This window comes from Aeromonas tecta (assembly GCF_000820185.1).
Taxonomy (GTDB): domain Bacteria; phylum Pseudomonadota; class Gammaproteobacteria; order Enterobacterales; family Aeromonadaceae; genus Aeromonas; species Aeromonas tecta.
Map to the genome: position 1 here is coordinate 44,030 of NZ_CDCA01000039.1, position 26,473 is coordinate 70,502.

Annotated in this window: 23 protein-coding genes; 14 read left to right on the plus strand and 9 right to left on the minus strand. The window is 60.3% G+C overall.

The genetic code is table 11. The features are described from left to right. Nucleotides 1-80: 80 nt before the first annotated feature. From sucA to sdhC, 5 genes are all read right to left on the minus strand, one after another. The gene (gene sucA, locus BN1137_RS18470; protein WP_050719997.1) at nt 81-2,888 is read right to left on the minus strand and encodes a 2-oxoglutarate dehydrogenase E1 component; all 2,808 of its coding nucleotides are present in this window, start codon (nt 2,886-2,888) and stop codon (nt 81-83) included. A gap of 126 nt (nt 2,889-3,014) precedes the next feature. Continuing rightward, nucleotides 3,015-3,731, minus strand: coding sequence for a succinate dehydrogenase iron-sulfur subunit (locus tag BN1137_RS18475; RefSeq protein WP_050719998.1), 717 nt, complete (start codon nt 3,729-3,731; stop codon nt 3,015-3,017). Between the two features lie 130 nt (nt 3,732-3,861). Then, a complete protein-coding gene (gene sdhA / locus BN1137_RS18480; RefSeq protein ID WP_050719999.1) occupies nt 3,862-5,628 on the minus strand; it encodes a succinate dehydrogenase flavoprotein subunit in 1,767 nt (588 codons plus the stop codon). Nucleotide 5,629: 1 nt separating this feature from the next. After that, nucleotides 5,630-5,974 (minus strand): succinate dehydrogenase, hydrophobic membrane anchor protein, encoded by a 345-nt coding sequence (gene sdhD / locus BN1137_RS18485; RefSeq protein ID WP_005310895.1) that lies wholly within the window; start codon nt 5,972-5,974, stop codon nt 5,630-5,632. Next, nucleotides 5,968-6,357: a succinate dehydrogenase cytochrome b556 subunit gene (sdhC, locus tag BN1137_RS18490; protein WP_050720000.1), complete on the minus strand. Its 390-nt coding sequence runs from the start codon at nt 6,355-6,357 to the stop codon at nt 5,968-5,970. The genes sdhD and sdhC overlap by 7 nt, the downstream gene beginning before the upstream one ends. 424 nt (nt 6,358-6,781) lie before the next feature. On the opposite strand from sdhC, the gene BN1137_RS18495 reads away from it, so the two are divergent. From BN1137_RS18495 to BN1137_RS18505, 3 genes are all read left to right on the plus strand, one after another. Further along, a complete protein-coding gene (locus BN1137_RS18495; RefSeq protein WP_050720001.1) occupies nt 6,782-8,068 on the plus strand; it encodes a citrate synthase in 1,287 nt (428 codons plus the stop codon). A gap of 95 nt (nt 8,069-8,163) precedes the next feature. Further along, on the plus strand, nt 8,164-8,478 hold the full coding sequence (locus BN1137_RS18500; protein ID WP_050720002.1) for a DUF4377 domain-containing protein: 315 nt from the start codon (nt 8,164-8,166) through the stop codon (nt 8,476-8,478). A gap of 102 nt (nt 8,479-8,580) precedes the next feature. Continuing rightward, nucleotides 8,581-9,075: a GNAT family N-acetyltransferase gene (locus BN1137_RS18505; protein WP_050720003.1), complete on the plus strand. Its 495-nt coding sequence runs from the start codon at nt 8,581-8,583 to the stop codon at nt 9,073-9,075. Between the two features lie 208 nt (nt 9,076-9,283). On the opposite strand, the gene fabB is transcribed toward BN1137_RS18505, so the two are convergent. Continuing rightward, nucleotides 9,284-10,495, minus strand: a complete 1,212-nt coding sequence (gene fabB, locus BN1137_RS18510; protein ID WP_050720004.1) for a beta-ketoacyl-ACP synthase I — start codon at nt 10,493-10,495, stop codon at nt 9,284-9,286. A 90-nt stretch (nt 10,496-10,585) separates the two neighbouring features. Between fabB and mnmC the strand changes: the two genes are divergently transcribed. After that, on the plus strand, nt 10,586-12,619 hold the full coding sequence (mnmC, locus tag BN1137_RS18515; RefSeq protein ID WP_198150676.1) for a bifunctional tRNA (5-methylaminomethyl-2-thiouridine)(34)-methyltransferase MnmC2/FAD-dependent 5-carboxymethylaminomethyl-2-thiouridine(34) oxidoreductase MnmC1: 2,034 nt from the start codon (nt 10,586-10,588) through the stop codon (nt 12,617-12,619). A gap of 92 nt (nt 12,620-12,711) precedes the next feature. Here the strand turns inward: mnmC and BN1137_RS18520 are convergent, their stop codons facing one another. Next, nucleotides 12,712-13,317: a DUF922 domain-containing protein gene (locus BN1137_RS18520; RefSeq protein ID WP_050720006.1), complete on the minus strand. Its 606-nt coding sequence runs from the start codon at nt 13,315-13,317 to the stop codon at nt 12,712-12,714. Between the two features lie 328 nt (nt 13,318-13,645). Between BN1137_RS18520 and dcuC the strand changes: the two genes are divergently transcribed. The 5 genes from dcuC (at nt 13,646) to BN1137_RS18545 (ending at nt 20,544) form a co-directional block, all read left to right on the plus strand. Further along, on the plus strand, nt 13,646-14,998 hold the full coding sequence (dcuC, locus tag BN1137_RS18525) for an anaerobic C4-dicarboxylate transporter DcuC (protein WP_050720007.1): 1,353 nt from the start codon (nt 13,646-13,648) through the stop codon (nt 14,996-14,998). Nucleotides 14,999-15,138: 140 nt separating this feature from the next. Beyond that, nucleotides 15,139-16,785 carry a bifunctional metallophosphatase/5'-nucleotidase gene (locus BN1137_RS18530; protein WP_050720008.1) on the plus strand — a complete coding sequence of 549 codons (1,647 nt, stop codon included), beginning with the start codon at nt 15,139-15,141 and terminating at the stop codon, nt 16,783-16,785. A 609-nt stretch (nt 16,786-17,394) separates the two neighbouring features. Further along, a complete protein-coding gene (locus BN1137_RS18535) occupies nt 17,395-19,038 on the plus strand; it encodes a hypothetical protein (RefSeq protein WP_050720009.1) in 1,644 nt (547 codons plus the stop codon). Between the two features lie 177 nt (nt 19,039-19,215). Further along, nucleotides 19,216-19,719 carry a M48 metallopeptidase family protein gene (locus BN1137_RS18540; protein ID WP_050720010.1) on the plus strand — a complete coding sequence of 168 codons (504 nt, stop codon included), beginning with the start codon at nt 19,216-19,218 and terminating at the stop codon, nt 19,717-19,719. A gap of 24 nt (nt 19,720-19,743) precedes the next feature. Continuing rightward, the gene (locus tag BN1137_RS18545) at nt 19,744-20,544 is read left to right on the plus strand and encodes a DUF2927 domain-containing protein (RefSeq protein ID WP_050720011.1); all 801 of its coding nucleotides are present in this window, start codon (nt 19,744-19,746) and stop codon (nt 20,542-20,544) included. Nucleotides 20,545-20,716: 172 nt separating this feature from the next. On the opposite strand, the gene BN1137_RS18550 is transcribed toward BN1137_RS18545, so the two are convergent. Continuing rightward, the gene (locus BN1137_RS18550; protein ID WP_050720012.1) at nt 20,717-20,971 is read right to left on the minus strand and encodes a DinI family protein; all 255 of its coding nucleotides are present in this window, start codon (nt 20,969-20,971) and stop codon (nt 20,717-20,719) included. A gap of 335 nt (nt 20,972-21,306) precedes the next feature. On the opposite strand from BN1137_RS18550, the gene kduI reads away from it, so the two are divergent. From kduI to BN1137_RS18565, 3 genes are all read left to right on the plus strand, one after another. Then, a complete protein-coding gene (gene kduI / locus BN1137_RS18555) occupies nt 21,307-22,143 on the plus strand; it encodes a 5-dehydro-4-deoxy-D-glucuronate isomerase (protein WP_050720013.1) in 837 nt (278 codons plus the stop codon). Between the two features lie 84 nt (nt 22,144-22,227). Beyond that, nucleotides 22,228-22,989 (plus strand): 2-dehydro-3-deoxy-D-gluconate 5-dehydrogenase KduD, encoded by a 762-nt coding sequence (kduD, locus tag BN1137_RS18560; RefSeq protein ID WP_050720014.1) that lies wholly within the window; start codon nt 22,228-22,230, stop codon nt 22,987-22,989. A 67-nt stretch (nt 22,990-23,056) separates the two neighbouring features. Further along, entirely contained in the window at nt 23,057-23,587 is a 531-nt protein-coding gene (locus BN1137_RS18565) for a YgjV family protein (protein WP_050720015.1), read from the plus strand. 82 nt (nt 23,588-23,669) lie between these two features. On the opposite strand, the gene kdgR is transcribed toward BN1137_RS18565, so the two are convergent. Further along, nucleotides 23,670-24,464 (minus strand): DNA-binding transcriptional regulator KdgR, encoded by a 795-nt coding sequence (gene kdgR, locus BN1137_RS18570; protein ID WP_050720016.1) that lies wholly within the window; start codon nt 24,462-24,464, stop codon nt 23,670-23,672. Nucleotides 24,465-24,791: 327 nt separating this feature from the next. Here kdgR and kdgK point away from each other — a divergent pair, with 327 nt between their 5' ends. Next, nucleotides 24,792-25,760, plus strand: coding sequence for a 2-dehydro-3-deoxygluconokinase (gene kdgK, locus BN1137_RS18575; protein ID WP_050720017.1), 969 nt, complete (start codon nt 24,792-24,794; stop codon nt 25,758-25,760). Next, nucleotides 25,744-26,364: a bifunctional 4-hydroxy-2-oxoglutarate aldolase/2-dehydro-3-deoxy-phosphogluconate aldolase gene (locus BN1137_RS18580; RefSeq protein WP_050720018.1), complete on the plus strand. Its 621-nt coding sequence runs from the start codon at nt 25,744-25,746 to the stop codon at nt 26,362-26,364. Before kdgK ends, BN1137_RS18580 begins: the two co-directional genes overlap by 17 nt. Nucleotides 26,365-26,473 lie beyond the last annotated feature (109 nt).

The window sequence follows — 26,473 nt, forward strand, 5'->3', positions numbered from 1 at the left end:
GTAATCAGTTCCTTGTTTACTTCTATGCCCGCAGGCTTATTGCGAAGAAAGTGTTCTTACCAGTGCCATGCAGCGGCGTATTACAGCGTCAGAGCATCTTCCACCAAGGCTTTCTGCTGCTTGGTGTGGACAGACATGTAACCGACCGCGGGTGAGGCCGAGGCCGGGCGACCGGCATAGCGCAGACGCGCGTCGCTTGGCAGCACGCCATCGTAGTGATGACGGGTGCTGTACCAGGCGCCCTGGTTCTGCGGCTCTTCCTGACACCAGACGTAGTCGGTGACGTGAGCGTAATCGGCGAGGATGGCGCGCACTTCCTCTTCCGGGAAGGGGTAAAGCTGTTCGATCCGCACCAGCGCCACGTCTTGCTGCTCGGCCTTGCGACGGGCATCGAGCAGGTCGTAGTAGACCTTGCCGGAACAGAACACCACGCGTTTGACACCCTTCGGATCCAGCGCATCGATCTCGCCGATGGCATTCTGGAAGGTGCCTTCCGCCAGCTCTTCCAGCTTGCTCACCGCCAACGGGTGGCGCAGCAGGGATTTGGGCGACATCACGATCAGCGGACGGCGCATCGGGCGCACCACCTGACGACGCAGCATGTGGAACACCTGCGCCGGGTTGGACGGCACCACCACCTGCATGTTGTGCTGGGCGCACATCTGCAGGTAACGCTCCAGACGGGCGGAGGAGTGCTCAGGGCCCTGGCCTTCGTAACCGTGGGGCAGCAACATGGTCAGACCGCACATCCGGCCCCACTTCTGCTCACCGGAGGAGAGGAACTGGTCGATCACCACCTGGGCACCGTTGGCAAAGTCGCCAAACTGCGCTTCCCAGATGGTCAGGCCGGTCGGCTCTGTGGTGGCGTAACCGTATTCGAACGCCAGCACCGCCTCTTCGGACAGCACGGAGTCATAGACTTCGAACGGACCCTGCTCGTCGTGAATGTTGCACAGCGGGGTGTAGGTGCTGGCATCGTTCTGGTTGTGCAGCACGGCGTGGCGGTGGAAGAAGGTGCCACGGCCGGAATCCTGACCGGTGATGCGGATGCGTGAACCTTTGTCCACCAGGGTGGCGTAGGCCAGGGTCTCGGCAAAGCCCCAATCCAGCAGCTTCTCGCCCGCGGCCATCAGCCGGCGGTCTTCGTAAATCTTCTCGACCTGGCGTTGCAGGGTGTGCGACGCCGGGTACTGACTGATGCGCTCGCCCAGGGACTTGAGGTGATCCATGGTCACAGTGCTGTCAAAGGTCATGGCCCAGTCGTGGCCGAGATACGGCGTCCAGTCGACGGAGTGCAGCTCCATCGGACGCCACTCCTTGACCACCCGCTCCCCCTTGTCCAGGGCATCGCGATAGTCGTTGACCTGGGCGGTGACCAGTTCGGGGCTGACACAGCCTTCGGCGATCAGCTGATCGGCGTAGATCTTGCGCGGGGTCGGGTGCTGTTTGATCTTCTGGTACATCAGCGGCTGGGTCGCACTCGGCTCGTCGGCCTCGTTGTGACCGTGACGGCGGTAGCAGACCAGCTCGATCACCACGTCGCGCTTGAAGGTATTGCGGTAATCCAGTGCAATCTGGGTCACCAGCACCACGGCTTCGGGGTCGTCGCCGTTGACGTGCAGCACAGGTGCCTGCACTGCCTTGGCAATATCAGTACAATATTCGGTAGAACGCACGTCACGCATGTTGGAAGTAGTGAAACCAACCTGGTTGTTGATGACGATGCGCACCGTGCCGCCGACGCCGTAGGCACGGGTCTGGGACATGTTGAAGGTTTCAGCCACCACACCCTGACCAGCGATGGCCGAGTCACCGTGAATGGTGATGGGCAAGACGCTGGAGCCATCCTTGTCGCCACGTCGGTCCATGCGCGCGCGCACCGAGCCGATGACAACCGGGTTGACGATTTCCAGGTGAGACGGGTTGAACGCCAGCGCCAGGTGGACGTTGCCGCCCGGGGTCGCGAAGTCAGACGAGAAGCCCATGTGGTACTTCACGTCCCCGGTGCCCCAGGATTCGCCATGCTTGCCAGCGAACTCGTCGAACAGCTCCTGCGCCCGCTTGCCGAGCACGTTGATCAGCACGTTCAGGCGACCACGGTGGGCCATGCCGATGACGGCCTCTTTGCAGCCCTGCTCACCGGCGCGGCGGATCAGCTCTTTGAGCATGGGTACCATGGCATCGCCCCCTTCCAGAGAGAAACGCTTGGCCCCCGGGAATTTGGCGCCCAGGTATTTTTCCAGCCCTTCGGCGGCGGTCAGGCTCTCGAGGAAGCGTGTCTTCTCCTCGGTGCTGTAGCTGCCCGTACCTTCAATGGACTCGAGTCTGTCTTGCAGCCAGCGCTTCTCCTCGGTGGAGGTGAGGTGCATGTAATCAGCACCTATGCTGCCGCAATAGGTTTTCTGGAGCGAGGCGTAGAGATCGGAGAGCACCATGGTCTCGCGACCGATGGCGTAGGAGCCCACATTGAAGGTGGTCTCCATGTCTGCGCCCTGCAGGTTATGGAAGGCGGGATCCAGTTCGGCAACGGTTTCACGTGCCCAGAGGCCGAGCGGATCCAGATTGGCGTTTTGATGGCCACGGAAACGGAAGGCGTTGATCAGTTGCAGTACTCGCACCTGCTTGGCATCCACCTGGGGATCGGTGACAGGGGCACTGTAACGGGAAGGGTCCTTGGCCAGGCGGCGGAAATAATCGCGAACCTGGGAATGGGGTTGTTCGACCGCATGACCATTGACCTGGGGCAGCTGCTGGAACAGGCTGCGCCACTCATCGGCCACGGAGTCGGGGTTTTCCAGGAAGGATTCGTACAAATCCTCAATGTAGCTTGCATTCGCACCAGCCAGGTGAGATGACTCCAACCAGGCCTTCATCACGCCGTTATGCATTTCTATCCCTTGTACATCTTGTCGCCGCTTGCGCAGCTGGTAGGGTTTACATAGCCATCCCGCATCCAACGGGGTGTGGGATGGCTATCCAGAGGCGGGCCCGGCGCCAGGCGCCCTGCCCTGATACTAAACAGCCCGGTTGAGCAACATCGACTTGATCTGACCGATGGCCTTGGTCGGGTTCAAGCCTTTGGGGCAGACGTTCACGCAGTTCATGATGCCGTGGCAGCGGAACACGCTAAAGGCGTCGTCCAGGTTACCCAGTCGTTCAGCGGCGGCGGTGTCGCGGCTGTCAGCCAGCCAACGATAGGCGGCGAGCAGCCCGGCCGGGCCGATGAACTTGTCCGGGTTCCACCAGAAGGAGGGGCAAGAGGTGGAGCAGCAGGCACAGAGAATACACTCGTACAGACCATCCAGCTTGGCGCGCTCTTCGGGGGATTGCAGGTGCTCACGCACCGGCGGCAGTTTTTCATCGTTGATGAGGAAGGGTTTGACCTTCTCCCACTGGGTGTAGAACTGGGTCATGTCGATCACCAGATCGCGGATCACCGGCAAACCGGGCAAGGGACGAATGACGACCTTGTTGCCCTTCTTCAGCAGATCGGAGAGCGGGGTGATGCAGGCAAGACCGTTCTTGCCATTCATGTTGAGACCGTCGGATCCACAGACCCCTTCGCGGCAGGAGCGGCGGAAGGCGAGCGTGGGATCCAGCTCTTTCAGCTGGATCAGTGCATCGAGCACCATCATGTCGGAACCTTCAGGAATATCAAGACGATAATCCTTCATGTACGGGACGTTATCAACATCCGGGTTGTATCTGTAGACTGAGAATGTGACGTTCATTGTACTTGGCTCCGCAAACGTTAAATCCGCACCTTGGATGAGAGAGATGGGAGTGGCTCCCACCTCTTCACAGACCGGCAAATGCAGCGATACATCGATGATGTGACCCGCATTGCCTTTGGCTCCATCATCAGTAGGTCCGCACCTTGGGTGGGAATGCCTCGCGCGTTTTCGGAGACATGTTGACAGCGCGACGAGTCATGGACTCGGTATCCGGGTGATAGAGGCTATGGCACAGCCAGCCCGCATCGTCCCGCTCCGGGAAGTCGAAGCGGCTGTGGGCGCCACGGCTCTCGGTGCGGAAGTTGGCCGCGACCGCAGTGGCAAACGCCGTCTCCATCAGGTTGTCCAGCTCCAGGCATTCGATGCGCTGGGTGTTGAACTCCTTGGAGGTGTCGTCAAGACGGGCATTTTTGAGCCGCTCACGGATGAGTTTCAGCTCGGCCAGCCCTTCTGCCATGGCATCCCCTTCGCGGAACACCGAGAAGTTGTTCTGCATGCAGGTCTGCAGATCCTTGCGGATCTGGGCCGGGTCTTCCCCGTCGCGGTTTGCTTCCCAGCGATTGAAGCGGGCAAGGGCGGCGTCCAAATCAGCCTCGGAGGCATCGCGCCCGTGCTCCATCGTCCCCAAGGTTTCCACCAGGTGCATGCCGGCAGCGCGGCCAAACACGATGAGATCCAGCAGCGAGTTGCCGCCCAGACGGTTGGCGCCGTGCACGGACACACAGGCGATTTCGCCCACCGCGAACAGACCGACCACCGGCACGTCGTTGCCATCCTTGTCCTGAGTCAGGCACTGACCGTTCACGCTGGTCGGCACGCCGCCCATCATGTAGTGGCAAGTCGGGATGATGGGGATGGGTTCCTTGACCGGATCCACGTGGGCGAAGGTGCGCGACAGCTCGCAGATGCCCGGCAGGCGGGACTCAAGGACCTCTTTGCCGAGGTGATCCAGCTTGAGTTTGATGTGCGGACCCCAGGGGCCGTCACAGCCACGGCCTTCACGGATCTCGATCATGATGGAGCGAGCCACCACGTCGCGACCGGCCAGGTCCTTGGCGTTGGGCGCATAACGCTCCATGAAGCGCTCGCCATCCTTATTGAGCAGATAGCCGCCTTCACCGCGGCAACCTTCGGTCACCAGCACCCCTGCCCCGGCGATGCCGGTCGGGTGGAACTGCCAGAACTCCATGTCCTGCACACCGACGCCGGCGCGCAGCGCCATGCCGACACCGTCACCGGTGTTGATGTGGGCGTTGGTGGTGGACTGATAGATGCGACCGGCGCCGCCGGTGGCGAGCACAGTGGCCTTGGCCTTGAAGTAAACGACTTCACCACTCTCCATGTCGATGGCGGTACAGCCAACGATATGGCCATCCTGGTTTTTCACCAGATCCAGCGCATACCACTCGGAGAAGACGGTGGTCTTGTTCTTGACGTTCTGCTGATACAGGGTATGCAGCAGGGCATGGCCGGTCCGGTCGGCGGCGGCTGCGGTACGGGCCGCCTGCTCACCACCGAAGTTCTTGGACTGACCGCCAAACGGACGCTGATAGACGGAGCCGTTGTCGAAGCGGGAGAAGGGCAGACCCATGTTCTCCAGCTCATAGACGGCTTCCGGGCCCGTCTTGCACATGTATTCGATCGCTTCCTGGTCACCGATGTAGTCGGAGCCCTTGACGGTGTCATACATGTGCCACTGCCAGTTGTCGTCATGGGCATTGCCCAGCGCAACCGTGATCCCGCCCTGGGCGGAAACGGTGTGGGAACGGGTCGGGAAAACCTTGGATAACAGGGCGCAGCTCTTGCCGGACTGGGCAATCTGCAGCGCGGCGCGCATGCCGGCGCCGCCGGCACCGATCACGACCGCATCAAATTCACGAGTTGGAATAGTCACCTTACACCCCCCACAGCACGACGAAACCAGTCATCAGATAGACAAACAGCACCACAACCAGGGCGAATTGCAGCGCACCGCGCAGTCCTACCGGTTTGATATAGTCGGTCAGCACCTGCCACAGACCGATCCAGGCGTGGATCAGGACACACAGCAGCGTCAGCAGGGTGAAGACCTTGGTGAAGGTTTTAGCGAAGAAGCCGGTCCACACTTCGTAGCTGATGTCGTTGAACGCGACAAAGCCAACCAGGTAGAGGACGTAAGCCGTCATGATGAGGGCGGTGGCGCGGATCAGGATGTAATCATGAACACCGCTGCGCCCGAAAGTTGCAGAATTGGTTACCATACCAGTACCCCCGCCAATACCGCCAAGATCCCGGTAATCACGAAGGCCACACGGGCACTCTGATTAGCGGAGTCCAGCTCTTCCCAATGCCCCATGTCCATGACCAGGTGACGCAGACCGCCCACAATGTGGTAAGCCAGCGCAGTCAGGATCCCCCACAACACGAACTTGACCAGGAAGTTGTCCATGATGGCAACGACGTCGTCGAATCCTTCGGGAGAGGAGAGTGAAGTACCAAGCATCCACAGCAAGATGGCAAGCGCCACAAAGGTGATGACCCCTGAGACACGATGCAAGATGGAAGCGATGGCGGTGACAGGAAAGCTGATCGTTTGCAGGTCGAGGTTTACAGGTCTCTGTTTATTTTTCACGGCTTTGCCCACTCAGCTCCATTGAGCACGTTAGTTATTGTTTTCACACGCTTTGAGGGCTAGGAGTGGCGTTTGTTAGGTTTTTGTTACCAAAACAACTCGGGAAAGCCAAAAATAACATTCTTCATATCACATCTGGCTTTGCGAAAGCGTTTCAAACACCGACGGCCATCACCCACGAGGCGCAGTATATCGGCGGCCTTAACCAATGACAATCAATTAGCTACACAGAAAACCCAAAACCGTAAACCAGATCTCACAACCGCTTTAACAAGTCATTAATGATCATTCAAGAAAATTGACAAGAAGGTGGTTCTCTGGTTCAAATAAGGCGCTCCAGCCGCCGCGGTACGGGATAAGAACCTTTGCCAGCGTCATGAAAGTCGTAATAAAGTAGGACTGGAACCAAATTATAAAAGAGCAAAGGAGACGTGCTATGGCTGATAAAATAGCCACCCTACATCTGCCCGGAAAAGAGCCGGTAGAACTACCGATCCTGTCCGGTACCGTCGGCCCCGATGTCATCGATGTCAGAAAACTGGGCGCTCAAGGGTACTTCACCTTTGATCCCGGCTTTATGGCCACCGGCGCTTGTAAATCATCCATTACCTATATCGACGGAGATCAGGGTGTCTTGCTGCACCGTGGTTATCCCATCGCCCAGTTGGCCACCCAGGCCAGCTATCTCGAAGTCTGCTACATCCTGCTGTACGGCGAGGCGCCCACCAAGACCCAATACGCGGAATTTGAACGCCTGGTCACCCGCCATACCATGGTGCACGAGCAGATCGCCTTCTTCTTCCGCGGCTTCCGTCGTGACTCCCACCCCATGGCGATCATGTGCGGTGTGGTCAGTGCCTTGTCCGCCTTCTATCACGATGCCCTCGATATCAACAACGAAGAGCATCGCGAGATCTGCGCCTTCCGTCTGCTCTCCAAGATGCCGACCCTGGCCGCCATGTGCTACAAGTACTCCATCGGTCAGCCGTTCATGCAGCCGCGTAACGCCCTCTCCTATGCCGGCAACTTCCTGCACATGATGTTTGGTGTGCCGACCGAAGAGTACAAGGTCAACCCCATCGTCGAACGCGCCATGGACCGCATCTTCACCCTGCATGCGGATCACGAGCAGAACGCCTCCACCTCCACCGTGCGTCTGGCTGGCTCCTCCGGTGCCAACCCGTTTGCCTGTATCGCCGCCGGGATCGCCTCCCTGTGGGGTCCGGCTCACGGCGGTGCCAACGAAGCCTGCCTGAAGATGCTCGAAGAGATTGGCTCGGTGGAGCGTATCCCCGAGTTCATCGCCAAGGCCAAAGACAAGAACGATCCGTTCCGTCTGATGGGCTTCGGCCACCGGGTCTACAAGAACCACGATCCCCGCGCCCAGGTCATGCGTCAGACCTGCCACGAGGTGCTGCAAGAGCTGCAGATCAAGGATCCGCTGCTGGAAGTGGCCATGGAGCTGGAGCGCATCGCGCTGTCGGACCCCTACTTCATCGAGAAGAAGCTCTACCCGAACGTGGACTTCTACTCCGGCATCATCATGAAGGCCATCGGCATCCCCATGTCCATGTTCACCGTGATCTTCGCCATCTCCCGTACCATCGGCTGGATCGCCCACTGGAACGAGATGCACTCAGATCCGGATCAGAAGATCGGTCGCCCACGTCAGCTCTACACCGGCCTGCCCCAACGGGAATTCACCCCGCTCGATCAGCGCTGAATTAATCACTGACATGGTTTGTTACAAAGGCGGTCATTGACCGCCTTTTCATTTGAGGGTTTAATCGCGCCCTTTTACGTCAAGGACACACCATCATGAAAGCCCCTCTCCTGCTCTGCTCTGCCCTGTTGCTCAGCGCCTGTCAAAGTACCCCGGCCACCGAGACCCTCTACATCAAGAGCCAGCTGGCCGATTGCATCGGGGTCGCCCCCATGAAGTGCATGCAGGTCCGCGGCCAACCCGGCGAGAGCTGGAGCTTCTTCTACCAGCAGATCGAGGGTTTCAACTTCGAGCCTGGCTACAACTATGAGTTGGAAGTCTCCAAGGAGCAGCTGACCGACGTGCCAGCCGACGCCTCCTCGGTGCGCTACCAGCTGATCAAGGTCGTGAGCAAGCAGGCCGACCGCTGAGATACTGGGCGTCAAATAGACCTTGCCAGTTCAATTTATCAGCATCTTATGCTACCCTGATGTCCCGTCATGGATTGACTCACTGCATCAGCGTGCCAGGTTATGATTAACATCCGAACCATCCGAGCCATCGACTGGCCCGCCATCATGGACATCCAGCGCGAGTGTTATCACCAGCTGGATCCCGAGCCACTCGAGGTGATGAGCAACAAGGCAGAGCTCGCTCCGGCCTGCTGCTGGGTCGCCGAACGCCAGGGCAAGGTGCTCGGCTATCTGCTCTGTCATCCCTGGCGCGCCCATCAGCCGCCGCCCCTCTCCGTGCCCATGCAGACGCTGGCCGGTGATGAGGAGTTCTATCTGCACGATCTGGCCGTGGCCGGTGAGGCACGGGGGATTGGCGTGGGTCAGCGGCTGCTGGCCACCGCCCTCGAATTTGCCTGTGATGAAGGTTATGAGCATGCGGGTCTGGTGGCGGTGCAAGATGCGCCCGCCTTCTGGCGCAAGCAGGGCTTTCTGCCTGCCGCGACCCTGAAGTCGCTGGATGAATACGGGGATGGCGCCATCTATATGCGGCTGCCGCTGGCCGAACCGGTCTAGAAACCTGTTTAGATCTTGCTGCGAAGCCGTGATCAAGGCTCATGTGCTGCTCAGAATCCTCATTTATGGTTATAAACTCCGGTTCCTGCGCTGCTCTTTACCTTGCTGACGACCTCTCGCGACAGCTCATAAACACGTTTCAACGGATGTTGACGGCCAATAAAAAAGGCGCCTTTCGGCGCCTTTTTCTATGTCAACCCGGTGAACATCAAGCCTTGAACTTGCTGAATACCAGGGAGGCGTTGGTACCGCCGAAGCCGAAGCTGTTGGACATGACGGTATTGAGATCCGCGGTTTCGTACTCGCGTACGATGGGCAGACCGACAGCCTTCTCGTCCAAGGTCTCGATGTTGATGCTGGGGGCGATGAAACCGTGCTTCATCATCAACAGGGAGTAGACGGCCTCGTGCACACCGGCGGCGCCCAGGGCGTGCCCTGTCATGGCCTTGGTGGCGGAGAGCTTAGGCGCGCTGCTGCCAAACAGGGTCTGGATGGCTTCCAGCTCCTTGGTATCGCCGACCGGAGTCGAGGTACCGTGGGTGTTGATGTAATCCACCTTGCCGACATCCTGCATCGCCATCTTCATGCAACGCACGGCGCCTTCACCGCTCGGTGCCACCATGTCGTAACCGTCTGAGGTTGCGCCATAACCGGTGATCTCGGCGTAGATGTGCGCACCACGGGCCAGCGCATGTTCCAGCTCCTCGACCACCAGAATGCCGCCGCCACCGGAGATGACGAAGCCGTCGCGATCCGCATCATAGGTGCGGGAGGCTTTTTCCGGGGTGTCGTTGTACTTGGTGGACAGGGCGCCCATGGCGTCAAACTGGATGGTGGAAGACCAGTCCAGCTCCTCGCCGCCGCCAGCGAAGACGATGTCTTGCTTGCCGAGCTGGATCAGTTCCATGGCATGACCGATGCAGTGAGCAGAGGTCGCACAGGCGGAGCTGATGGTGTAGTTGACACCCTTGATCTTGAACGGGGTCGCCAGGCAGGCAGAGGTGGTGGAGGACATGGTGCGCGGCACCATGTAGGGACCCACGCGCTTGACCCCTTTCTCACGGGCGATGTCCGCGGACTCCGAAGTGTTCTTGCCGGAGGCGCCACCGGAGCCGGTCACGATACCGGTACGCTCGTTGGACACCATCTCTTCCGGCAAGCCGGCATCTTCGATGGCCTGCTGCATGGAGAGGTAGGCGTAGGCCGCGGCGTCACCCATGAAACGCATGACTTTACGATCGATCAGTTCCGACGGATCGAGTTTGATGTTACCCCAGACACGGCTACGCAGGTTGTATTGCTCAAACTGCTCGGAATAGGTGATGCCGGATTTGCCTGCTTTCAGGGAGGCCAGCACTTCTTCCTGGTTGTTGCCGATACTGGAGATGACGCCGATACCGGTGATCACTGCTCTTCTCATTAATTCATCTCGTCTGGAAAAACTGGCACCGAGTTTACCCGCTTTCGGCTGCCAAACTGGTCTGCTTTCACGTAGAATGCCCGCGATTTTGTGACGCGAGCAGAGGGAAACGTGAGTCAAACATCCTTACATCATGCCCGATTGGACTGGAATGAAGCGGGAACTCCAGTCTCCAGTGAGTTCGGGGACGTGTACTTTTCCAATGATAACGGTCTAAGTGAAACCCGCTACGTCTTTTTACAGCAAAATCGCCTGCCAGAACGATTTTCGCACCACGATAGTGACAGTTTCGTGATTGGCGAAACAGGTTTCGGCACCGGTCTTAACTTTCTGGCGACAATGGCAGCCTTCCTGGAACAGGCCGTTGACCCCGCGCGCTGCGCCCGCCTGCACTTCATCAGCTTCGAAAAATACCCGCTCACCCAGGCCGATCTGCGCAAGGCGCTGGATGCCTGGCCCGAGCTCGCGCACCTTAGCCAACATCTCATCGCCCAATGGCCCTTGCCGGTCGAAGGCTGTCACCGCCTGTCGTTTGCCGAGGGTCGAGTTCGGCTCGATCTCTGGTTTGGCGACATCAAGGAGATGCTGCCCCAGGTGCCCCATGGCGCCCAGGGGCTGGTTGACGCCTGGTACCTCGACGGCTTCTCCCCCGCCAAGAACCCGGAGATGTGGACCCAGGACCTGTTTGACGGCCTCGCCCGCCTCGCCCGCCCTGCCGCCACCATCTCGACCTTTACCTGCGCCGGTTTCGTGCGCCGCGGTCTGATTGACGCGGGCTTTGCCATGAAGAAGGTCAAGGGCCATGGCAGCAAGCGGGAGATGCTGGTGGGAGAGCGGGCCGACAAGCAGCCGCAGCAGACCATTGCCCCCTGGTATGCCCGCACTCAGGATGGCGAGCGCATGGGTCGCCCTGGCGAGGTGTTGATCATCGGCGGCGGCATCGCCTCTGCCATGGCCGCGCTCTCGCTGGTGGAGCGCGGCCGCGCCGTCACCCTGCTGTGCGCCGATGGCGCCCCGGCTGTGGGCGCCTCCGGCAACCGCCAGGGCGCGCTCTACCCGCTGCTCAATGGCGAACACGATTCCCTGTCTCGCTTCTACTCCCTGGCCTTCGGTTATGCCAGAAGCCGCCTGCTGGCGCTGGCACAGCGTCACCCTGTCGCCTTCGAACTGGGTGGCGTGGTGCAGCTGGGCCATGACGATAAATCCACCGCCAAGCTCACCAAGATGCGCCAGGGCCCCTTCCCGCCCGAATTGATGCATCCGCTCACGGAGCGCGAGACGGAACAAGCCTGCGGCCTGCCCTGCGGCCATGGTGGCGTCATCTACCCCTTGGGCGGTTGGCTCTGCCCGGCGGACTTGACCCGCGCGGCGCTGGCCGAGGCGCAAGGGAGCGGTCTGCTGCGACTGGAATATGAGACCCCGGTCGCCACCATGGCGGAGCAAGCAGACGGCTGGCGGGTGGAGAGCGCTGATGGCCGCCACTGGCAGGCTCCCAATCTGCTGGTCGCCGCCGGTCATCAACTGCCCACCCTGCTACCCTTTGCCGAGCTGCCGCTCTACCCGGTGCGCGGCCAGGTGAGCCACGTACCAACCACGCCGACCCTGAGTCAGCTCAAGACGGTGCTCTGCTACGACGGCTATCTCACGCCGGCTCACGACGGCCAGCACTGCATCGGTGCCAGCTATGGTCGCAACCAGAGCGGGGCCGACTACAGCGCCGAGGAGCAGGTGCAAAACCAGGCGCGACTGCAAGCCTGTCTGCCGGGAGAGACCTGGCCAAGCGAGGTGGATGTGAGCGGCGGTGAGGCTCGCGTCGGGGTGCGCTGCGCCAGCCGGGATCACCTGCCGGTGGTGGGGCCAGTCGTCCGATTGACAGGCCTGGCTGATCACTACGCCAAGCTGCAGTCCGATCCAGACAATGCGCGCCCCTTGCCGCTCTATCCCGGCCTCTATGTACTGGGAGCATTGGGCTCCCGAGGTCTGTGCTCGGCGCCACTGTGCGGGGAGCTTATCGCCAGCGAGATCTGTGGTGAGCCGCTGCCACTGGCCGCCGATCTGCTGGAGGCGCTGCATCCCGCCCGCTACTGGGTGCGCAAGCTGCTCAAGGGCAAGCCTCTCAACTGAGGGGGCGCGATCTTTCTTTGCCGCCAGGCCGACGCCAATCAAAACGGGCTACCCCTGCGGGTAGCCCGTTTGCTTGACGGCAAGAGGCTGGATCAGCGCTGCTGCGGCCACACCAGCCCCAGTTTACGACCCTGTTCGGTCTGCTGCGCCAACGCGGCGAAGCGCTGGCGAGTGCTGTCCAGCACCGCCTGCCCCTGCTGCCAGCCTTGATATTGCAAGGCGGCGCAATCTTGCGTCACCGGCAACTGCGCCAGCCGGATGCCGAGCTGGCTGACACTCTCCAGCAAGATGTCCTTGTGGCGGCTCTCATAATCAAACATGGCGGCCACCAGTTTGTCCCACTGCTGGCGCTCAGCGGCAGAAGCCTTGGCCTTGTCCATCCAGTTCGGCACCCGCACCACGATGCGCGCCGTTACGCTGGCCTGCTCCAGCTCGCAGCGCGCCGCCGTTGGCCTCGTCTGCAACTGCCAGGAGAGCTGATAGCTGGCCTTGCCGATATGACCGCCGGCCTGGGCTGGCGTCTGCGCGGCGATCTGGCGCATCACGGCCGCCACATCGGGCCCCGAGACCCGATAGAACTGGAAATCGACCTTGATGTCCGGGGCGACCCGGATACCGGCATAATGGGAAGACTCGGCTCCGCTTGAGGCGACATACATCAGGGCCGCCACCACCCCTATCTTGTTGAAGAGTCCCATCTGCCCGCTGCCTTGCCCCTTGTGAGTCCTAACTTTATTTCGATTAAGAATCAATGAATTAATATTCAAGCTGGGAGATTAACCGCGATCCTGACCGCTGTCACTTGCTGTCGGTGAGTGCCCGTCACGAGCGAGCAAGATGTCACCGATCGCCAGCTCGGAGGATTTGCAAGCGGGATCACAGCCACGGGCAGAACGCGTGGTGAAATACTCCTTAATGGATAATAATCGGCGCGTTTTTTGTCGGTGCATTTCGACATTAGCCAGATTAACGTCCAGGTTGACCCATGAAATGTCCCACCTTCATTTCATACTCAGGAACTTTTTTATGATGGAACTCCTTATTGGCACCCTGGTTACCCTGGCCGTGGGTCGCTACATCTTCAAGGGTTACTCGGCCACCGGGGTGCTGCTCAGCGGCGGCTTGCTGCTGCTGGCCATTACCGCCCTGATGGGCAAGGCCGTGTTGCCTGCCAGCGTCACCTCCACCGGCCACGTGGCCACCGACGTGTTCGAGTACGTGCGCTTCCTGCTGGTCGATCGGGGCGGTGGCCTTGGCATGCTGATCATGGTGCTGTGCGGTTTTGCCGGCTACATGAGCCACATCGGCGCCAACACCATCTTGGTGAAACTCGCGAGCAAACCCCTTGGCATCATCAAGTCCCCCTATATCCTGCTGGTCGCCGCCTACCTGGTGGCCTGCGCCATGTCGCTGGCGGTGAGCTCCGCCACTGGCCTCGGCGTCTTGTTGATGGCCACCCTGTTCCCGCTGATGGTCAACATGGGGATCTCCCGCGGCGCCGCGGCAGCAGTCTGCGCCTCCCCGGCTGCCATCATACTGGCGCCCACCTCGGGGGACGTGGTGATGGCCGCCCAGGCCGCCAACATGGAGTTGCTCGACTTTGCCTTCAAGCTGACCCTGCCCATCTCGCTGGTGGCCATCGCCGCCATGGCGGTGACCCACTTCTTCTGGCAGCGCTATCTGGACCAGAAGTCCGGCGAGCACAACGCCCCGGTAGCGCCGAGCGATCTCATCACCGACGCTCCCGGCTTCTACGCCATCCTGCCCTTCACCCCCATCATCGGGGTGCTGCTGTTTGACGGTAAAGTGGGTCCCAAGCTCGACATCGTCACCATCATCGTCATCTGTCTGGTACTGACCGCCCTGCTGGAGCTGGTGCGCAAGCGCAACGGCAAGGAGCTGCTCGACGGCCTGCAAGTGTGCTGGCGCAGCATGGCCGATGCCTTCGCCGGTGTGGTCATGCTGCTGGTGGGGGCCGGGGTCTTCGCCCAGGGGCTGATGGGGCTTGGCTTCATCGCCAACCTGCTGGATCTGGCCCAGAGCTTTGGCACCGGTGGCATCGTCATCATGCTGGTACTGGTGGTCATCACCACCCTGGCGGCCTTCACCACCGGCTCGGGCAACGCCCCCTTCTACGCCTTCGTGGAGCTGATCCCGCACCTGGCGACCAGCCTTGGCGTCAACCCCGCCTATCTGGTCATCCCCATGCTGCAGGCCTCCAACCTGGGGCGCACCATCTCTCCGGTGTCCGGGGTGGTGGTCGCCTGTGCGGGCATGGGCAATCTGTCGCCGTTCGAAGTGGTCAAGCGTACCTCGGTGCCCGTCGCCGTCGGCCTGCTGGTGGTGATCCTCGCCACCCAGATCATGGTCCCCGCCTGATAAATAGGAGGCGGGGCAACCCGGTTGCCTGAACAGGGTCCCCGCCTTATCCGCTTCTACCAGCCCGGTCTCTGCCGGGCTGGCATCCCCCCCGCCGATTGCAGTAGACTCTGTGCTCTTTTTCTCTAAGGAGGACCGAGATGAGTATTACGGTTCAACTTGCCCACTTCAGTGACTGCCATTCCCATTTCGATGGGGCGCCCATGCGTTTCTTCCCCGCAGGGGAGTCCGAGTGGCGCACCCAGTGTGGCGGTTATGCCCGCATCCTGAGCAGGCTCGACGCGCTGCGCCAGCAAGCCAAGGCCGCTGGTCAGACGTGCCTGTTCCTGCACGGCGGCGACACTTTCCAGGGCTCGCTTTATTTCAACCGCTTCAAGGGGCGGGCCAACGCCGACCTGCTGCGCCGGCTGCAGCCGGATGCCATGGTGATCGGCAATCACGAATTCGATCTGGGCAACGGCCCGCTGGTGGAGTTTCTGCGCCAGCTCGACTTCCCGGTGCTGGCCGCCAACATCGACAGCAGCTTGGAGCCGGCCGATGCACCGCTGCGACTGCGCGATTTACCCATGCTGTTTGATGCCCATCGTCCCTGGCACAAGCGTCTCATCGACGGCGTCCCCTTCGCCCTGCTCGGCATCACGCTGCCCCAGATGGCCGCCATCGCGAGCCCGGATCCCCATACCCAGTTCCACGGCATCGAGCAGACCCTCAGCAAGGCCCTTGGCGAGATCGCAGCGCAAGGGATCAAGCACATCATCTTGCTAAGCCACCTTGGGCTGGAGCAGGACAAACGCCTTGCCGCCCGTTTCCCCGAGCTCAGCCTCATCATCGGTGGCCATACCCACAGCCAGCTGGGGGATCTCGCGCCGCTTGGACTGGTGAGCGAGGGCGACTATCCGCTGATGGTCGAGGAAGTTGCCATTTTGCACGCCGCCCACAGCGCGCTCTGCCTCGGGGTGTGCGAGCTGGAGTTCGATGAACGCGGCCGGGTACAGCGCAGTGCCGGCCAACTGGAATGGCTGCCCTGGCAGCCCTGGCCCTTTGCCTCCCCGCCCCCTACCGGGTTGCACTTTTGCGAGCCGGCGCCGGCACTGGAGCAGCTGCTGGCCAAGCGTTACAGGCCCGAACTCGAGACCATGACCCGCCGCATCGTGACCCGGCTCGCCGGGCCCTTACATCATCAGCGCCTGCCCGATGCGGCGCTGCCCGCTGGCAGCCAGGTTGCACCTCTGGTGGCCCATGCCATGCTGGCCGCCGCCCGCGAGCAGGTGGGTCAGGTTGATTTCGCACTGCATAACGCCGGTGGCGTGCGCTGCTCCCTCGAGCCAGGCCCCTTGAGCGAGGCGGACATCGCCGGGCGCCTGCTGCCCTTTGCCATCCCGCTCACCCTCTATCGGGTACACGGTCACGAGCTGGCCGAGGCGCTGGAAGGCGCCATCGACAACGCCACCAACAACGGCGTGACCGGCAATGGCAGCGGCAGCTTCCCCTACACCGCCGGGGTGCGGTTTAACTATCAAGGCGCACGGCCCAAGGGGAGCCGGATCATCCGCCTCGAGTGGGAGGCGAGCCCGGGCCAATGGCAAGCCGTCGAGATGGATGCCATCTATCGCGGCGTCTCCAGCGCCTACACCGCCTCCGGCAAGGAGGGCTACACGGCGCTGGCCCGCACCCTGACCCAGCATAATCAGGAGCTGGGGATCACCCTGGCCGATGCCTTTATTCGCTGGGCCCGTCATCTGCCTGAGCTCGCCCCCCTGCCAGCCTTGGTGGAGTACCAGGGCTAGGCGCTGCCAGTGGTGTCTCATGAGCCGAGGCCCTTCCCCATTCGGGGGAAGGGCCTTATAACAGGAGGCAGCCCCTGGCATTTGTGGCAGTCAGAAAACCTGCCACACCGCCACAAACCAGAGCAATGGATGGATATAGCAGGAAAAAGCCAACAGAAAGCGATAATTATTTAAGTAAACCCATATATTTCACTGCCGCAATTCATAAAAACTGAGCGCCTCGGCAACACTGGGCCCCGCTTTTTCGGCGCGCATTCGCGTATAACAGGCACTAAAAACGATACTTTTATAAATTATTTCAAGCACATTCCCTCATCCCATTGCATAGCGCTGCTAGCCTCGGCAACACTGAGTCCCGCTTTTCGGCTCGCCGGTGAGGGGGCTAAAAACGATACTTTTATAAATTATTTCAAGCACATTCCCTCATCCCATTGCATAGCGCTGCTAGCCTCGGCAACACTGGGTCCCGCTTTTCGGCTCGCCGGTGAGGGGGCTAAAAACGATACTTTTATAAATTATTTCAAGCACATTCCTTCATCCCATTGCATCGCGCTGCTAGCCTCGGCAAGATAGGCCCGCTTTCGTCTTCCCAGCAGGAATCGCTCACCCATGAATCGCACCATCCGTTTTACCCCAGCACGCCACAATCCGGGGATCAAGCCGCTGGTTGTGCTGCTAACCGCCCTGATGGCGCTGCTGTTTTGCCTGCGCAATCCGCTGTTTCACGGCATGGCCCCCGGCTTTGATGCCTCCTTGTTCGCGGTGATGGGCAAGATGTGGAGTGAGGGCGGGGTGCTGTATCGCGACATGATCGACATCAAGGGCCCGATGATCTTCGCCCTCGATGCCTTCGGCTATTCCCTCGGCGGCTTCTTCGGGATCTGGCTGCTGGAGTGGGTGCTGTGCTGGCTGGGCCTGCTGGCGAGCTGGCAAGCCTTTGCCCAACTCGGCCTCTCCCTGCGGGCGCGGCTCGGCAGCATGCTGGCCCTGCTGGCGCTCTACAGTACCCGCTACTACTACGGCAACATGACCGAGGACTGGACATTCCATCTGGCCCTCATCGCCCAATGGGCCTTCATCACCATGTTGCTGGACAAGCAATTTCGCTGGGGACCGGCGCTGGTGGCGGCCATCACCTTCGCCATCGTCGCCTGGATGCGCGCCAACAACGGCGCCTTCTGGGGTGCCTGGTATCTGGTACTGTTCTGCCACTGGGCGCTGCGCGAACAATGGCGCTGTGCCTTCGGCCTGCTCATCTCCAGCCTGCTGGGGCTGGCGCTGATTGGCGGCCCGCTGTTTGCCTACTTCCAGCACTTTGGCCTGCTGGCTGAATTCAAATACTACGCCTTCGGCATCTTCTTCGAGGGCAGCTATGGCAACGGCTTCTCGCCGGAAGTCGGCGCCGTCGGCCTGCTGCGTACCGGCCTCATCATGTTGCTGCCCGCCTTCATCGTGCTGATGATGGGCCGCCGCCAGGAGTGGTACCTGCCCGCCCTCTGCGCCACCCTGTTCGGCGTGCTGTTTACCCTGATCGCAAATTCCGTCTCCGGCCATGTGTTTGATCACTACGACGTGCTCTATCTGCAATTGGGGCTGCTGCCGCTCGCTTGTCTGCTGGATCGCAGCGAGCAGCAGTCCGATGCGCTGGGGCTGCTCTGCATCTCGCTGGTGGTGCTGACCGCCAGCTGGTTGTTGGCCCAGCAGCTCGGTTACGGCTGGAGCACCAAGGAGTGGTCATTGGAGCGGGTGCGGGAAGTGCTCGGCAACAGTCTGCTCTGGGCCCTGCCGGTGCTGATCCTGGTGCCGCTGTGGCGCGCCTGGGATGTACGCAGCGCGACCCCCTGGCTGGCCTCGCTGGCCATGCTGGCCCTGCTGGTCAACAGCGCCTGGGAGGGCAACCTCAAGGGCAAGCCGTTCAATCCGCCGGCCCAGGTCAGGGTCGACAGGATCAAGGCCGAAACCGGTCCGACCGACAAGATCTGGGTCGACGGCATCCAGCCGCAGTATTACCTGTGGACCGATCGCCAGCCCGCCTCTGCCTATCTGTTCTTCGCCAACGTCAACCCGCCCTATGACGTGCGCGAACGGGTATTGGCCGATATCCAGCGCCAAAATCCCAAGTTCATCATCGCCAAGCCGGAGCGGGTGGCGGACGAGCTGAAAAAGCCGAGCTCGCCCTCCAGCCTCGCCTTCTATCAATACCTGACCAGCCGCTACCAAGAGGTGGATCCCGGCCTCTATCGCTTGCGCTGAGTCAGGGAATCTTGGGGGCAAACCGACAGGGCCGTCGTTGGCAACAACGACGGCCCTTTTTCCTTGGCAAGAGAGGCCCGAGGCCTTGGCATAGAGAGACCCGAGGCGCCCCGATGGTTTCCAAGCCAGGGCTTCATGACTACAATGGCGCTCTTTTTTGAGTGAAAGTGACGAATCATGGCGGAACTGACCTATCTGGGAGGCTACTCCGAGCCCCTCAAGGCCCAGGTGCAACAGCTGATCACGGCGGGCAAGCTGGGCGACGTACTGGCCAAACGCTATCCGGAGACACATGCGGTCCAGAGTGACAAGGCGCTGCTGGCCTATACCATGGAGCTGAAGAATCGCTACCTGAAGAGCTCCTCGCCCCTCTCCAAGGTGATCTTCGATGGCAAGATCAACGTGATCAAAGATGCCCTCGGCCTGCACACCTATGTCAGCCGGATCCAGGGCAACAAACTCAAGGCCAAGAACGAGATCCGCATCGCGGCCCTGTTCAAGGAAGCCCATCCGGCCTTTCTGAAGATGATAGTGGTGCACGAACTGGCCCATCTCAAAGAGAAGGATCACAACAAGGCCTTCTACCAGCTCTGCCAGCATATGGAACCGGACTATCATCAACTGGAGTTCGATCTCAGGCTCTGGCTCACCTGGCGCGATATCGAGCGGGCCCGCGGCTGAATCACCGGTTTGCAAGGAGGCAACATGATCCCATGGCGACGCTCTGGTCACCCACTCCGGCTAGGATGGCTGTGGCTGGCAGCCTTGCTGCCGCTCCCCTCCCAGGCAGCCGAGCGCTGGCAGAGTGACGACTACCTGATCCAAAGCTTCTTCGAGGTCGCCATGAAGCGCGAATATGGCCATGCCCAGCATGTGCGCTTCTCCCGCTGGCAGGGGCCGATTCGCCTCAAACTCATCAACGAGTTTGGTGACAAACCGCTGCAGGCCGAGGTGGTCAAGATCCAGAGCCAGCACCTGGCCAGGATCACCGGTCAACCCATCCGGCTCGTCAACGACAATGCCAATCTTACCCTCATCATGACCAAGCGCCAGCAGATGGCGAGCTGGGCCAGCCGCACCATAGGCCGGGATGACTCGGTCAAGATCGCGCTCCAGGAGGGGGTCTGCCTGGCCAATTTTGCCACCAACGCCCGCTACGAGATCACCCGTGCCACCATCATCATCCCGGTGGACTACAGCCGGGCCAAGGGGCGTTTTCTGGACTGCGTGGTGGAAGAGCTCACTCAGGTGATGGGACTCCCCAACGATTCTGACAAGGTATTTCCCTCCATCTTCAATGACCACAGCATCGACAGCTTCCCGACCGGGCTCGATTATGTACTGCTCAAGCTCGCCTATCATCCGGCCCTGCATGCCGGCATGACCGCCGACGAGGTGCGCAGCGCCCTGCCGATCGCCCTCAAGGCCCTGCGTGCCAATGGGGATATCGCCGAGGCCGATCGCCGCGTGCAGGTAGAGAGCCTCAAGCGCTGGAGCGGCTTGTGAGGGTGTCGTTCTATCCTGGCTCCGATAACGGTCTAAACTAGCAGCGGCTCGTCCGCCCTCGTCAATGGACGCGCAAGAATGCAAAACGCAGCCCAGTGGCTGCGTTTTATGTGCTGTGGAGATGAGTCGGTGTCAGTTGCCTGACTACTTCATCAAACCCGGTTGCCCTTGCTCAGGCGTCGGCGTTTTCCGCTTCGGGCATCCAGCTGTCGGCATTTTCCCACACCTCCTGCACCATGGCCTCCGCCAACTCTTTGTCTTCCTTGCTGGCGCGACTGACCGTCAGTGCCATGGCGTTGCCCGGAGCGACCCGTACATGCAAGTCGGGAAACTTTTCCCCCAATTGCTTGAGCAGCTCCTGCCGCAATGCCTCCATGGTCAAGGTGGGGATCTGGTGTTTTCTGTCGATGATGATTTCCAGGCGCATAGGATTCTTCTCCATGATACATGACTGTATTTTTATACAGTAAACAGAAAAAGTAAAGAGGCCGCTTATCAGATCCCCGTCAGGACGCCAATCAAACCGCCCCTCATGCCATTCATCATGAGGAATCTGCCATTCATGGGGGCACAGTGTGCGCGCCATACAGCAGTGACAGACGGCGCGATGAGGAAAATTGAAACAGCATCAAGATAAACACTGCGATACTTGCATCACAAATACAAAACGCTGTTTTGATTTTTATTTTTTGTTTGGTAGGATTATAACCACTGAAGACACACCCGCTTGCCAACGCCCGAGGGCGATTACCGAGGTTAATTATGCAAATTCGTCAAAGTATCCACAGCGATCATGCCAAACAGCTGGACACTCAGGGTCTGCGCCGTGAATTCCTGGTAGAAGAGATCTTCACGCCGGATCAGCTGACCATGACCTATAGCCACATCGATCGCATCGTGTTTGGTGGCATGATGCCGGTGCACGGCACCCTCGGGTTCTCGGATGAGCTGGGCAAGACCTTCGGTGTCAGCTACTTCCTCGAGCGCCGCGAGCTCGGCCTCATCAACATCGGCGGCCCCGGTGTGGTGGTGGTGGATGGCACCACCTTCGAAATCGGCAACGCCGAGGCGCTGTATGTCGGCATGGGTGCCCGCGCGCTGAGCTTTGCCAGCGTCGATGCCTCACAACCGGCCAAGTTCTACTACAACAGCGCCCCGGCCCACATGCACTTCCCGACCCGCAAAGTCACCCAGGATCAAGCCTCGCCAAGCACCATCGGCGAAGCGGCCACCAGCAACCGTCGCACTATCTACAAATACCTGGTACCGGACGTGCTGCCGACCTGCCAACTGGTGATGGGCATGACCCAGCTGGAAGAGGGCAGCCTGTGGAACACCATGCCTTGCCACACCCACGAGCGCCGCATGGAGGTCTACTTCTACTTCAACATGAAAGACGATGCCGCCGTGTTCCACATGATGGGCAAGCCGGACGAGACCCGTCATCTGCTGGTGCACAACGAGCAGGCCGTCATCTCCCCAAGCTGGTCCATCCACTCCGGCGTCGGCACCCAGGCCTACACCTTCATCTGGGGCATGGTCGGCGAGAACCAGGTGTTCGGCGACATGGATCACGTGGCCGTCAAGGATCTGCGCTAATTCCCCACTCCATCCCGGGCAGTCTGCACTGCCCGTCTTCCCCCATTTACATCTGCCACTTCGGGTGGCAGTAGAGGAAACAAGATGATTCTCAACGCATTCGATTTGAAGGGTAAGGTTGCCATCGTGACCGGTTGTGACACCGGTCTCGGTCAGGGCATGGCACTCGGTCTGGCCGAAGCTGGCTGCGACATCGTCGGCATCAACATCGTCGAACCCGCCGACACCATTGCCAAGGTTGAGGCGCTCGGTCGCCGGTTCCTGAGTCTCAAGGCCGACGTCAGCAAGGTGGATACCCTGCCCGCCCTGGTGGATCAAGCCGTCTCCCGGTTCGGCCGCGTCGACATCCTGGTCAACAACGCCGGCATCATTCGCCGGGAAGATGCCATCAACTTCAGCGAGAAAGACTGGGACGATGTGATGAACATCAACATCAAGAGCGTCTTCTTCATGTCCCAGGCGGTCGCCAAGCAGTTCATCGCCCAGGGCCAGGGCGGCAAGATAGTCAACATCGCCTCCATGCTCTCCTATCAGGGCGGGATCCGGGTGCCCTCCTACACCGCCTCCAAGAGCGGCGTCATGGGGATCACCCGTCTGCTGGCCAACGAATGGGCCAGCAAGGGCATCAACGTCAACGCCATCGCCCCGGGTTACATGGCCACCAACAACACCACCGCCCTGCGCGCCGATGAGGATCGCAACGCTGCCATTCTGGAACGGATCCCGGCCGGTCGCTGGGGTGTGCCGGATGACATGATGGGCCCTGTCGTGTTCCTGGCCTCCGCGGCTTCTGACTACATCAACGGCTACACCATCGCCGTCGACGGTGGCTGGCTGGCTCGTTGAGCCCTCAGCATGCAAAAAGGCGCCGATGGCGCCTTTTTTCGTTCTTGTCATCACGGATATTCGTTCCATGTCGCTCGACTCCCCCTGGTTAGCCCAACTACTCGGCCTGCTGGCCTGGGCCATCGGTGCCAGCGCCTTCCTGCAACGCCAGGATACCAAACTGCGGCGGCTGCTGACCCTCAATGGAGTGCTCCTGACTCTGCACTTCCTGCTGCTCGGCGCCACGGCCGCCGCCATCAACTGCCTGCTGTGCGCGATCCGGACCTGGGTCTCCGGCCATTATCGCACCCCGGCCGTCATGCTGTTGTTCATTGCCCTGGCCTGGGGATTGGTGCTGCCTCAGCTGACCGATCCCGCCCAACTGCTCACCCTGGTAGGTACCACGCTGAGTACCTACGCACTGTTCCGATTACAGGGGTTATCACTGCGCTGGTGCATGCTGGCCAGCAGTCTGTGCTGGGTCATTCACAATATCTGGGCGGGATCGATAGGGGGGATCTTGCTGGAGGGGATGTTTCTCGTCATCAATGGCTACACCATCTTGTCACTCTATCGCAGCCAGCGTAGGGGCTCGCCAGAGCCAGACAAGGTTCGATAAGCGAGATGATTTAGGGATGCCAGCCAAGTGCGACTGGCATCCCTCATTTCATGGGAGAAGGAGTGAACCTGAACTCGACGCCTCAGCGCGGGGTAAAGGGGTAGTCGTGATAACCCAGCTCCGCCGAGATGTGGCCTGCGGCCTCATGCAGCAGACGGATGAGCTCGGCTCGCTTGCTCTCGTCAAAACGCACGACCGGCAGTGACAGAGAAAGCCCGGTGATGATGCGCCCCATCCGGTTATAGATAGGGACCGCAAAACAGCGCAGCCCATGCTCGTTCTCTTCGTTGTCTTCCGCGTAACCCAGCTCACGCACCCGTACCAGCTCCGCCAGCACTTCATCGATGTTGGCCAGGGTGTGCTCGGTGAAGCGCTCGAAGGTCACGTTGGCCAGCATGCTGCGCACTTCCTCTTCCGGCAACCAGGCCATCATCACCTTGCCAAGGCCGGTGCTGTAGAGCGGGCAGCGACGCCCGATGCGCGAATACATCCTCAGGTTGTATTCGGAATCGATCTTGTGCAGATAGACGACGCTGTCTTCGTCAAGCGTCCCCAGGTGCAGCGTCTCCTTGGTCAACTTGCCCAGCCGATGCATCTGGACATCGGCTATCTGGATCAAGTCCTGATAACCCAGTGCCTTGCCGCCCAGCTCGAACAGCTTCAGGCTCAAGGTATATTTGTCCGTCTCCCCTTCCTGCTTGACGTAACCCAGGGTCTTCATCGTCTGCAAGAAGCGATAGACGGTGCTCTTGGACATCATGATCCGCTGGGACAGCTCGGTGACGCCTATCTCTTTTTGTTCGCCCAGTGCCTGCAAGATGCCAAACACCTTCAATACCGACGACACAGAATCCGGCGAATTATCTACCACTGACATGTAAACCTCCTGCTGAAACCCGTCGTTTCATTATATTTGAAACAATGTCGCAATCATAGCCATGAGCCCTCTGATGGGCCTCTTTCGGCATCGATTTTCTCCTGCGTCAGGCGCAATCCCCCGCTTTCGGTGATCCCGCTCACACACGGTCAAGCGTTGGCTAGGTGGTGAGTATCACCAACTCCCAAAACCACTTGAGGTGGGGAGTTATCCCTCCCAGCGAGCAATATTTGCGCTCAATCACACTTTAATGAAATGGCGTTTCAATTCATTTGATAGTTTCGTTTCATTAAATAGAATGGGCACATCATAAAAGTGGGAGGACATATGTCTATCAAGGTTGCCGTCATCGGCGAGTGCATGATCGAGTTATCCGAAAGCAAGACGGATCTCGTGCGCCATTTTGGAGGGGATACCCTCAACACCGCCATCTACCTGACCCGCGCCAACCCCGAGTTGACCGTGCACTATGTGACCGCCATGGGGACCGATGCGATGAGCGGCGCCATGATGGCCCAGTGGCAACAGGAAGGCGTTCACACCAGTCTGGTACAGCGCCTGGACAACAAACTGCCCGGTCTCTATCTCATCGAAACCGATGAACAGGGTGAGCGCACCTTCCACTACTGGCGGAGCGATGCTGCGGCCCGTTACTGGCTGCAAGGGCCCGACGCCCAGCAGGTCTGCCAGACGTTGCGCGGGTTTGACTACCTCTATCTGAGCGGCATCAGCCTCGCCATTCTCTCCCCCGCCGACAGGACTACCCTGCTCCAGCTGTTGGCCGAGTACCGGGCTGCCGGCGTGAAGATAGCCTTTGACAACAACTACCGCCCCCGGCTGTGGGAAAGCAAAGCCGCGACCCAGCAGACCTATCGCGCCATGCTGGCCCTGACCGACATCGCCTTCCTGACCCTGGATGACGAATTCGCCTTGTGGGGCGACAGCCAGGAGAGTCAGACCCTGGCGCGGACTCAGGCGCTCGGGGTTGGCGAGATTGTCATCAAACGGGGCGCCGAACCCTGCCTCATCGTGCAGGGCGAACAACGCGATGAAGTGCCTGCGGTGGAACTTGCCAAGGCCCAAGTGATCGATACCACGGCGGCTGGCGACTCTTTCAGCGCCGGCTACCTCGCCAAGCGGCTGGCCCAGGCTTCGGCACGGGAGGCGGCATGCTATGCCCACCTGCTGGCCAGCACCGTCATCCAGCATCGCGGAGCCATCATTCCCCTGCCGGCCATGCCGGCGACCCACACTCTTACCCCTTCCTGTGAGGCATCCCATGTCAACATTGCTTGAAAAACTGTCGACCCTGAAGATCATCCCCGTCATCGCCATCAAAAATGCCGATGATGCCGTGGCCCTTGGCCGTGCCCTGATGGACAACGGCATGCCAAGTGCGGAGATCACCTTCCGTACCCCTGCCGCCGCCGATGCCATCCGTCAGCTGCGCGCCGCCTTCCCCGACATGATCATCGGTGCCGGCACCGTCCTCACCACAACTCAGGTGGATCACGCCATCGATGCCGGGGTGGACTTCATCGTGAGCCCCGGCTTCAACCCGCGCATCGTCCAGTATTGCCAGGCGCGTGGCGTATTGATGATCCCTGGCGTCAACAACCCCAGCATGGTCGAGCAGGCGATGGAGCTGGGCCTGCGTACCCTCAAGTTCTTCCCCGCTGAACCCTCAGGTGGTCTGCCCATGCTCAAGGCGATGAGCGCCGTCTACCCGGTCCGTTTCATGCCGACCGGCGGTGTAAGCCCGAGCAATGTGAAGGATTACCTGGCATTGGGATCGGTGTTCGCCTGTGGCGGCACCTGGATGGTGCCCGCCGATCTCATCGATCGGCAGGAGTGGGAACAGATCGGCGCCCTGGTCCGTGAGGCCATGGCCGCACTCTGATGATGACGGGGGCCCGGCAATCGAGCTCCCGACTAACCAACACGCTTGTCTCTATTTCATCCTCTCGGCTGCCATCAGCGATCAGGACGAACAATATAAAAAGGAAGAT

Excerpts from the sequence above, each read along its gene's own strand:
- sucA (WP_050719997.1), bottom strand. The coding sequence starts at position 2,888 with ATGCATAACGGCGTGATGAAGGCCTGGTTGGAGTCATCTCACCTGGCT.
- BN1137_RS18475 (WP_050719998.1), bottom strand. The coding sequence starts at position 3,731 with ATGAACGTCACATTCTCAGTCTACAGATACAACCCGGATGTTGATAAC.
- sdhD (WP_005310895.1), bottom strand. The coding sequence starts at position 5,974 with ATGGTAACCAATTCTGCAACTTTCGGGCGCAGCGGTGTTCATGATTAC.
- BN1137_RS18495 (WP_050720001.1), top strand. The coding sequence starts at position 6,782 with ATGGCTGATAAAATAGCCACCCTACATCTGCCCGGAAAAGAGCCGGTA.
- BN1137_RS18500 (WP_050720002.1), top strand. The coding sequence starts at position 8,164 with ATGAAAGCCCCTCTCCTGCTCTGCTCTGCCCTGTTGCTCAGCGCCTGT.
- BN1137_RS18505 (WP_050720003.1), top strand. The coding sequence starts at position 8,581 with ATGATTAACATCCGAACCATCCGAGCCATCGACTGGCCCGCCATCATG.
- fabB (WP_050720004.1), bottom strand. The coding sequence starts at position 10,495 with ATGAGAAGAGCAGTGATCACCGGTATCGGCGTCATCTCCAGTATCGGC.
- BN1137_RS18520 (WP_050720006.1), bottom strand. The coding sequence starts at position 13,317 with ATGGGACTCTTCAACAAGATAGGGGTGGTGGCGGCCCTGATGTATGTC.
- dcuC (WP_050720007.1), top strand. The coding sequence starts at position 13,646 with ATGATGGAACTCCTTATTGGCACCCTGGTTACCCTGGCCGTGGGTCGC.
- BN1137_RS18530 (WP_050720008.1), top strand. The coding sequence starts at position 15,139 with ATGAGTATTACGGTTCAACTTGCCCACTTCAGTGACTGCCATTCCCAT.
- BN1137_RS18535 (WP_050720009.1), top strand. The coding sequence starts at position 17,395 with ATGAATCGCACCATCCGTTTTACCCCAGCACGCCACAATCCGGGGATC.
- BN1137_RS18540 (WP_050720010.1), top strand. The coding sequence starts at position 19,216 with ATGGCGGAACTGACCTATCTGGGAGGCTACTCCGAGCCCCTCAAGGCC.
- BN1137_RS18545 (WP_050720011.1), top strand. The coding sequence starts at position 19,744 with ATGATCCCATGGCGACGCTCTGGTCACCCACTCCGGCTAGGATGGCTG.
- BN1137_RS18550 (WP_050720012.1), bottom strand. The coding sequence starts at position 20,971 with ATGCGCCTGGAAATCATCATCGACAGAAAACACCAGATCCCCACCTTG.
- kduI (WP_050720013.1), top strand. The coding sequence starts at position 21,307 with ATGCAAATTCGTCAAAGTATCCACAGCGATCATGCCAAACAGCTGGAC.
- kduD (WP_050720014.1), top strand. The coding sequence starts at position 22,228 with ATGATTCTCAACGCATTCGATTTGAAGGGTAAGGTTGCCATCGTGACC.
- BN1137_RS18565 (WP_050720015.1), top strand. The coding sequence starts at position 23,057 with ATGTCGCTCGACTCCCCCTGGTTAGCCCAACTACTCGGCCTGCTGGCC.
- kdgR (WP_050720016.1), bottom strand. The coding sequence starts at position 24,464 with ATGTCAGTGGTAGATAATTCGCCGGATTCTGTGTCGTCGGTATTGAAG.
- kdgK (WP_050720017.1), top strand. The coding sequence starts at position 24,792 with ATGTCTATCAAGGTTGCCGTCATCGGCGAGTGCATGATCGAGTTATCC.
- BN1137_RS18580 (WP_050720018.1), top strand. The coding sequence starts at position 25,744 with ATGTCAACATTGCTTGAAAAACTGTCGACCCTGAAGATCATCCCCGTC.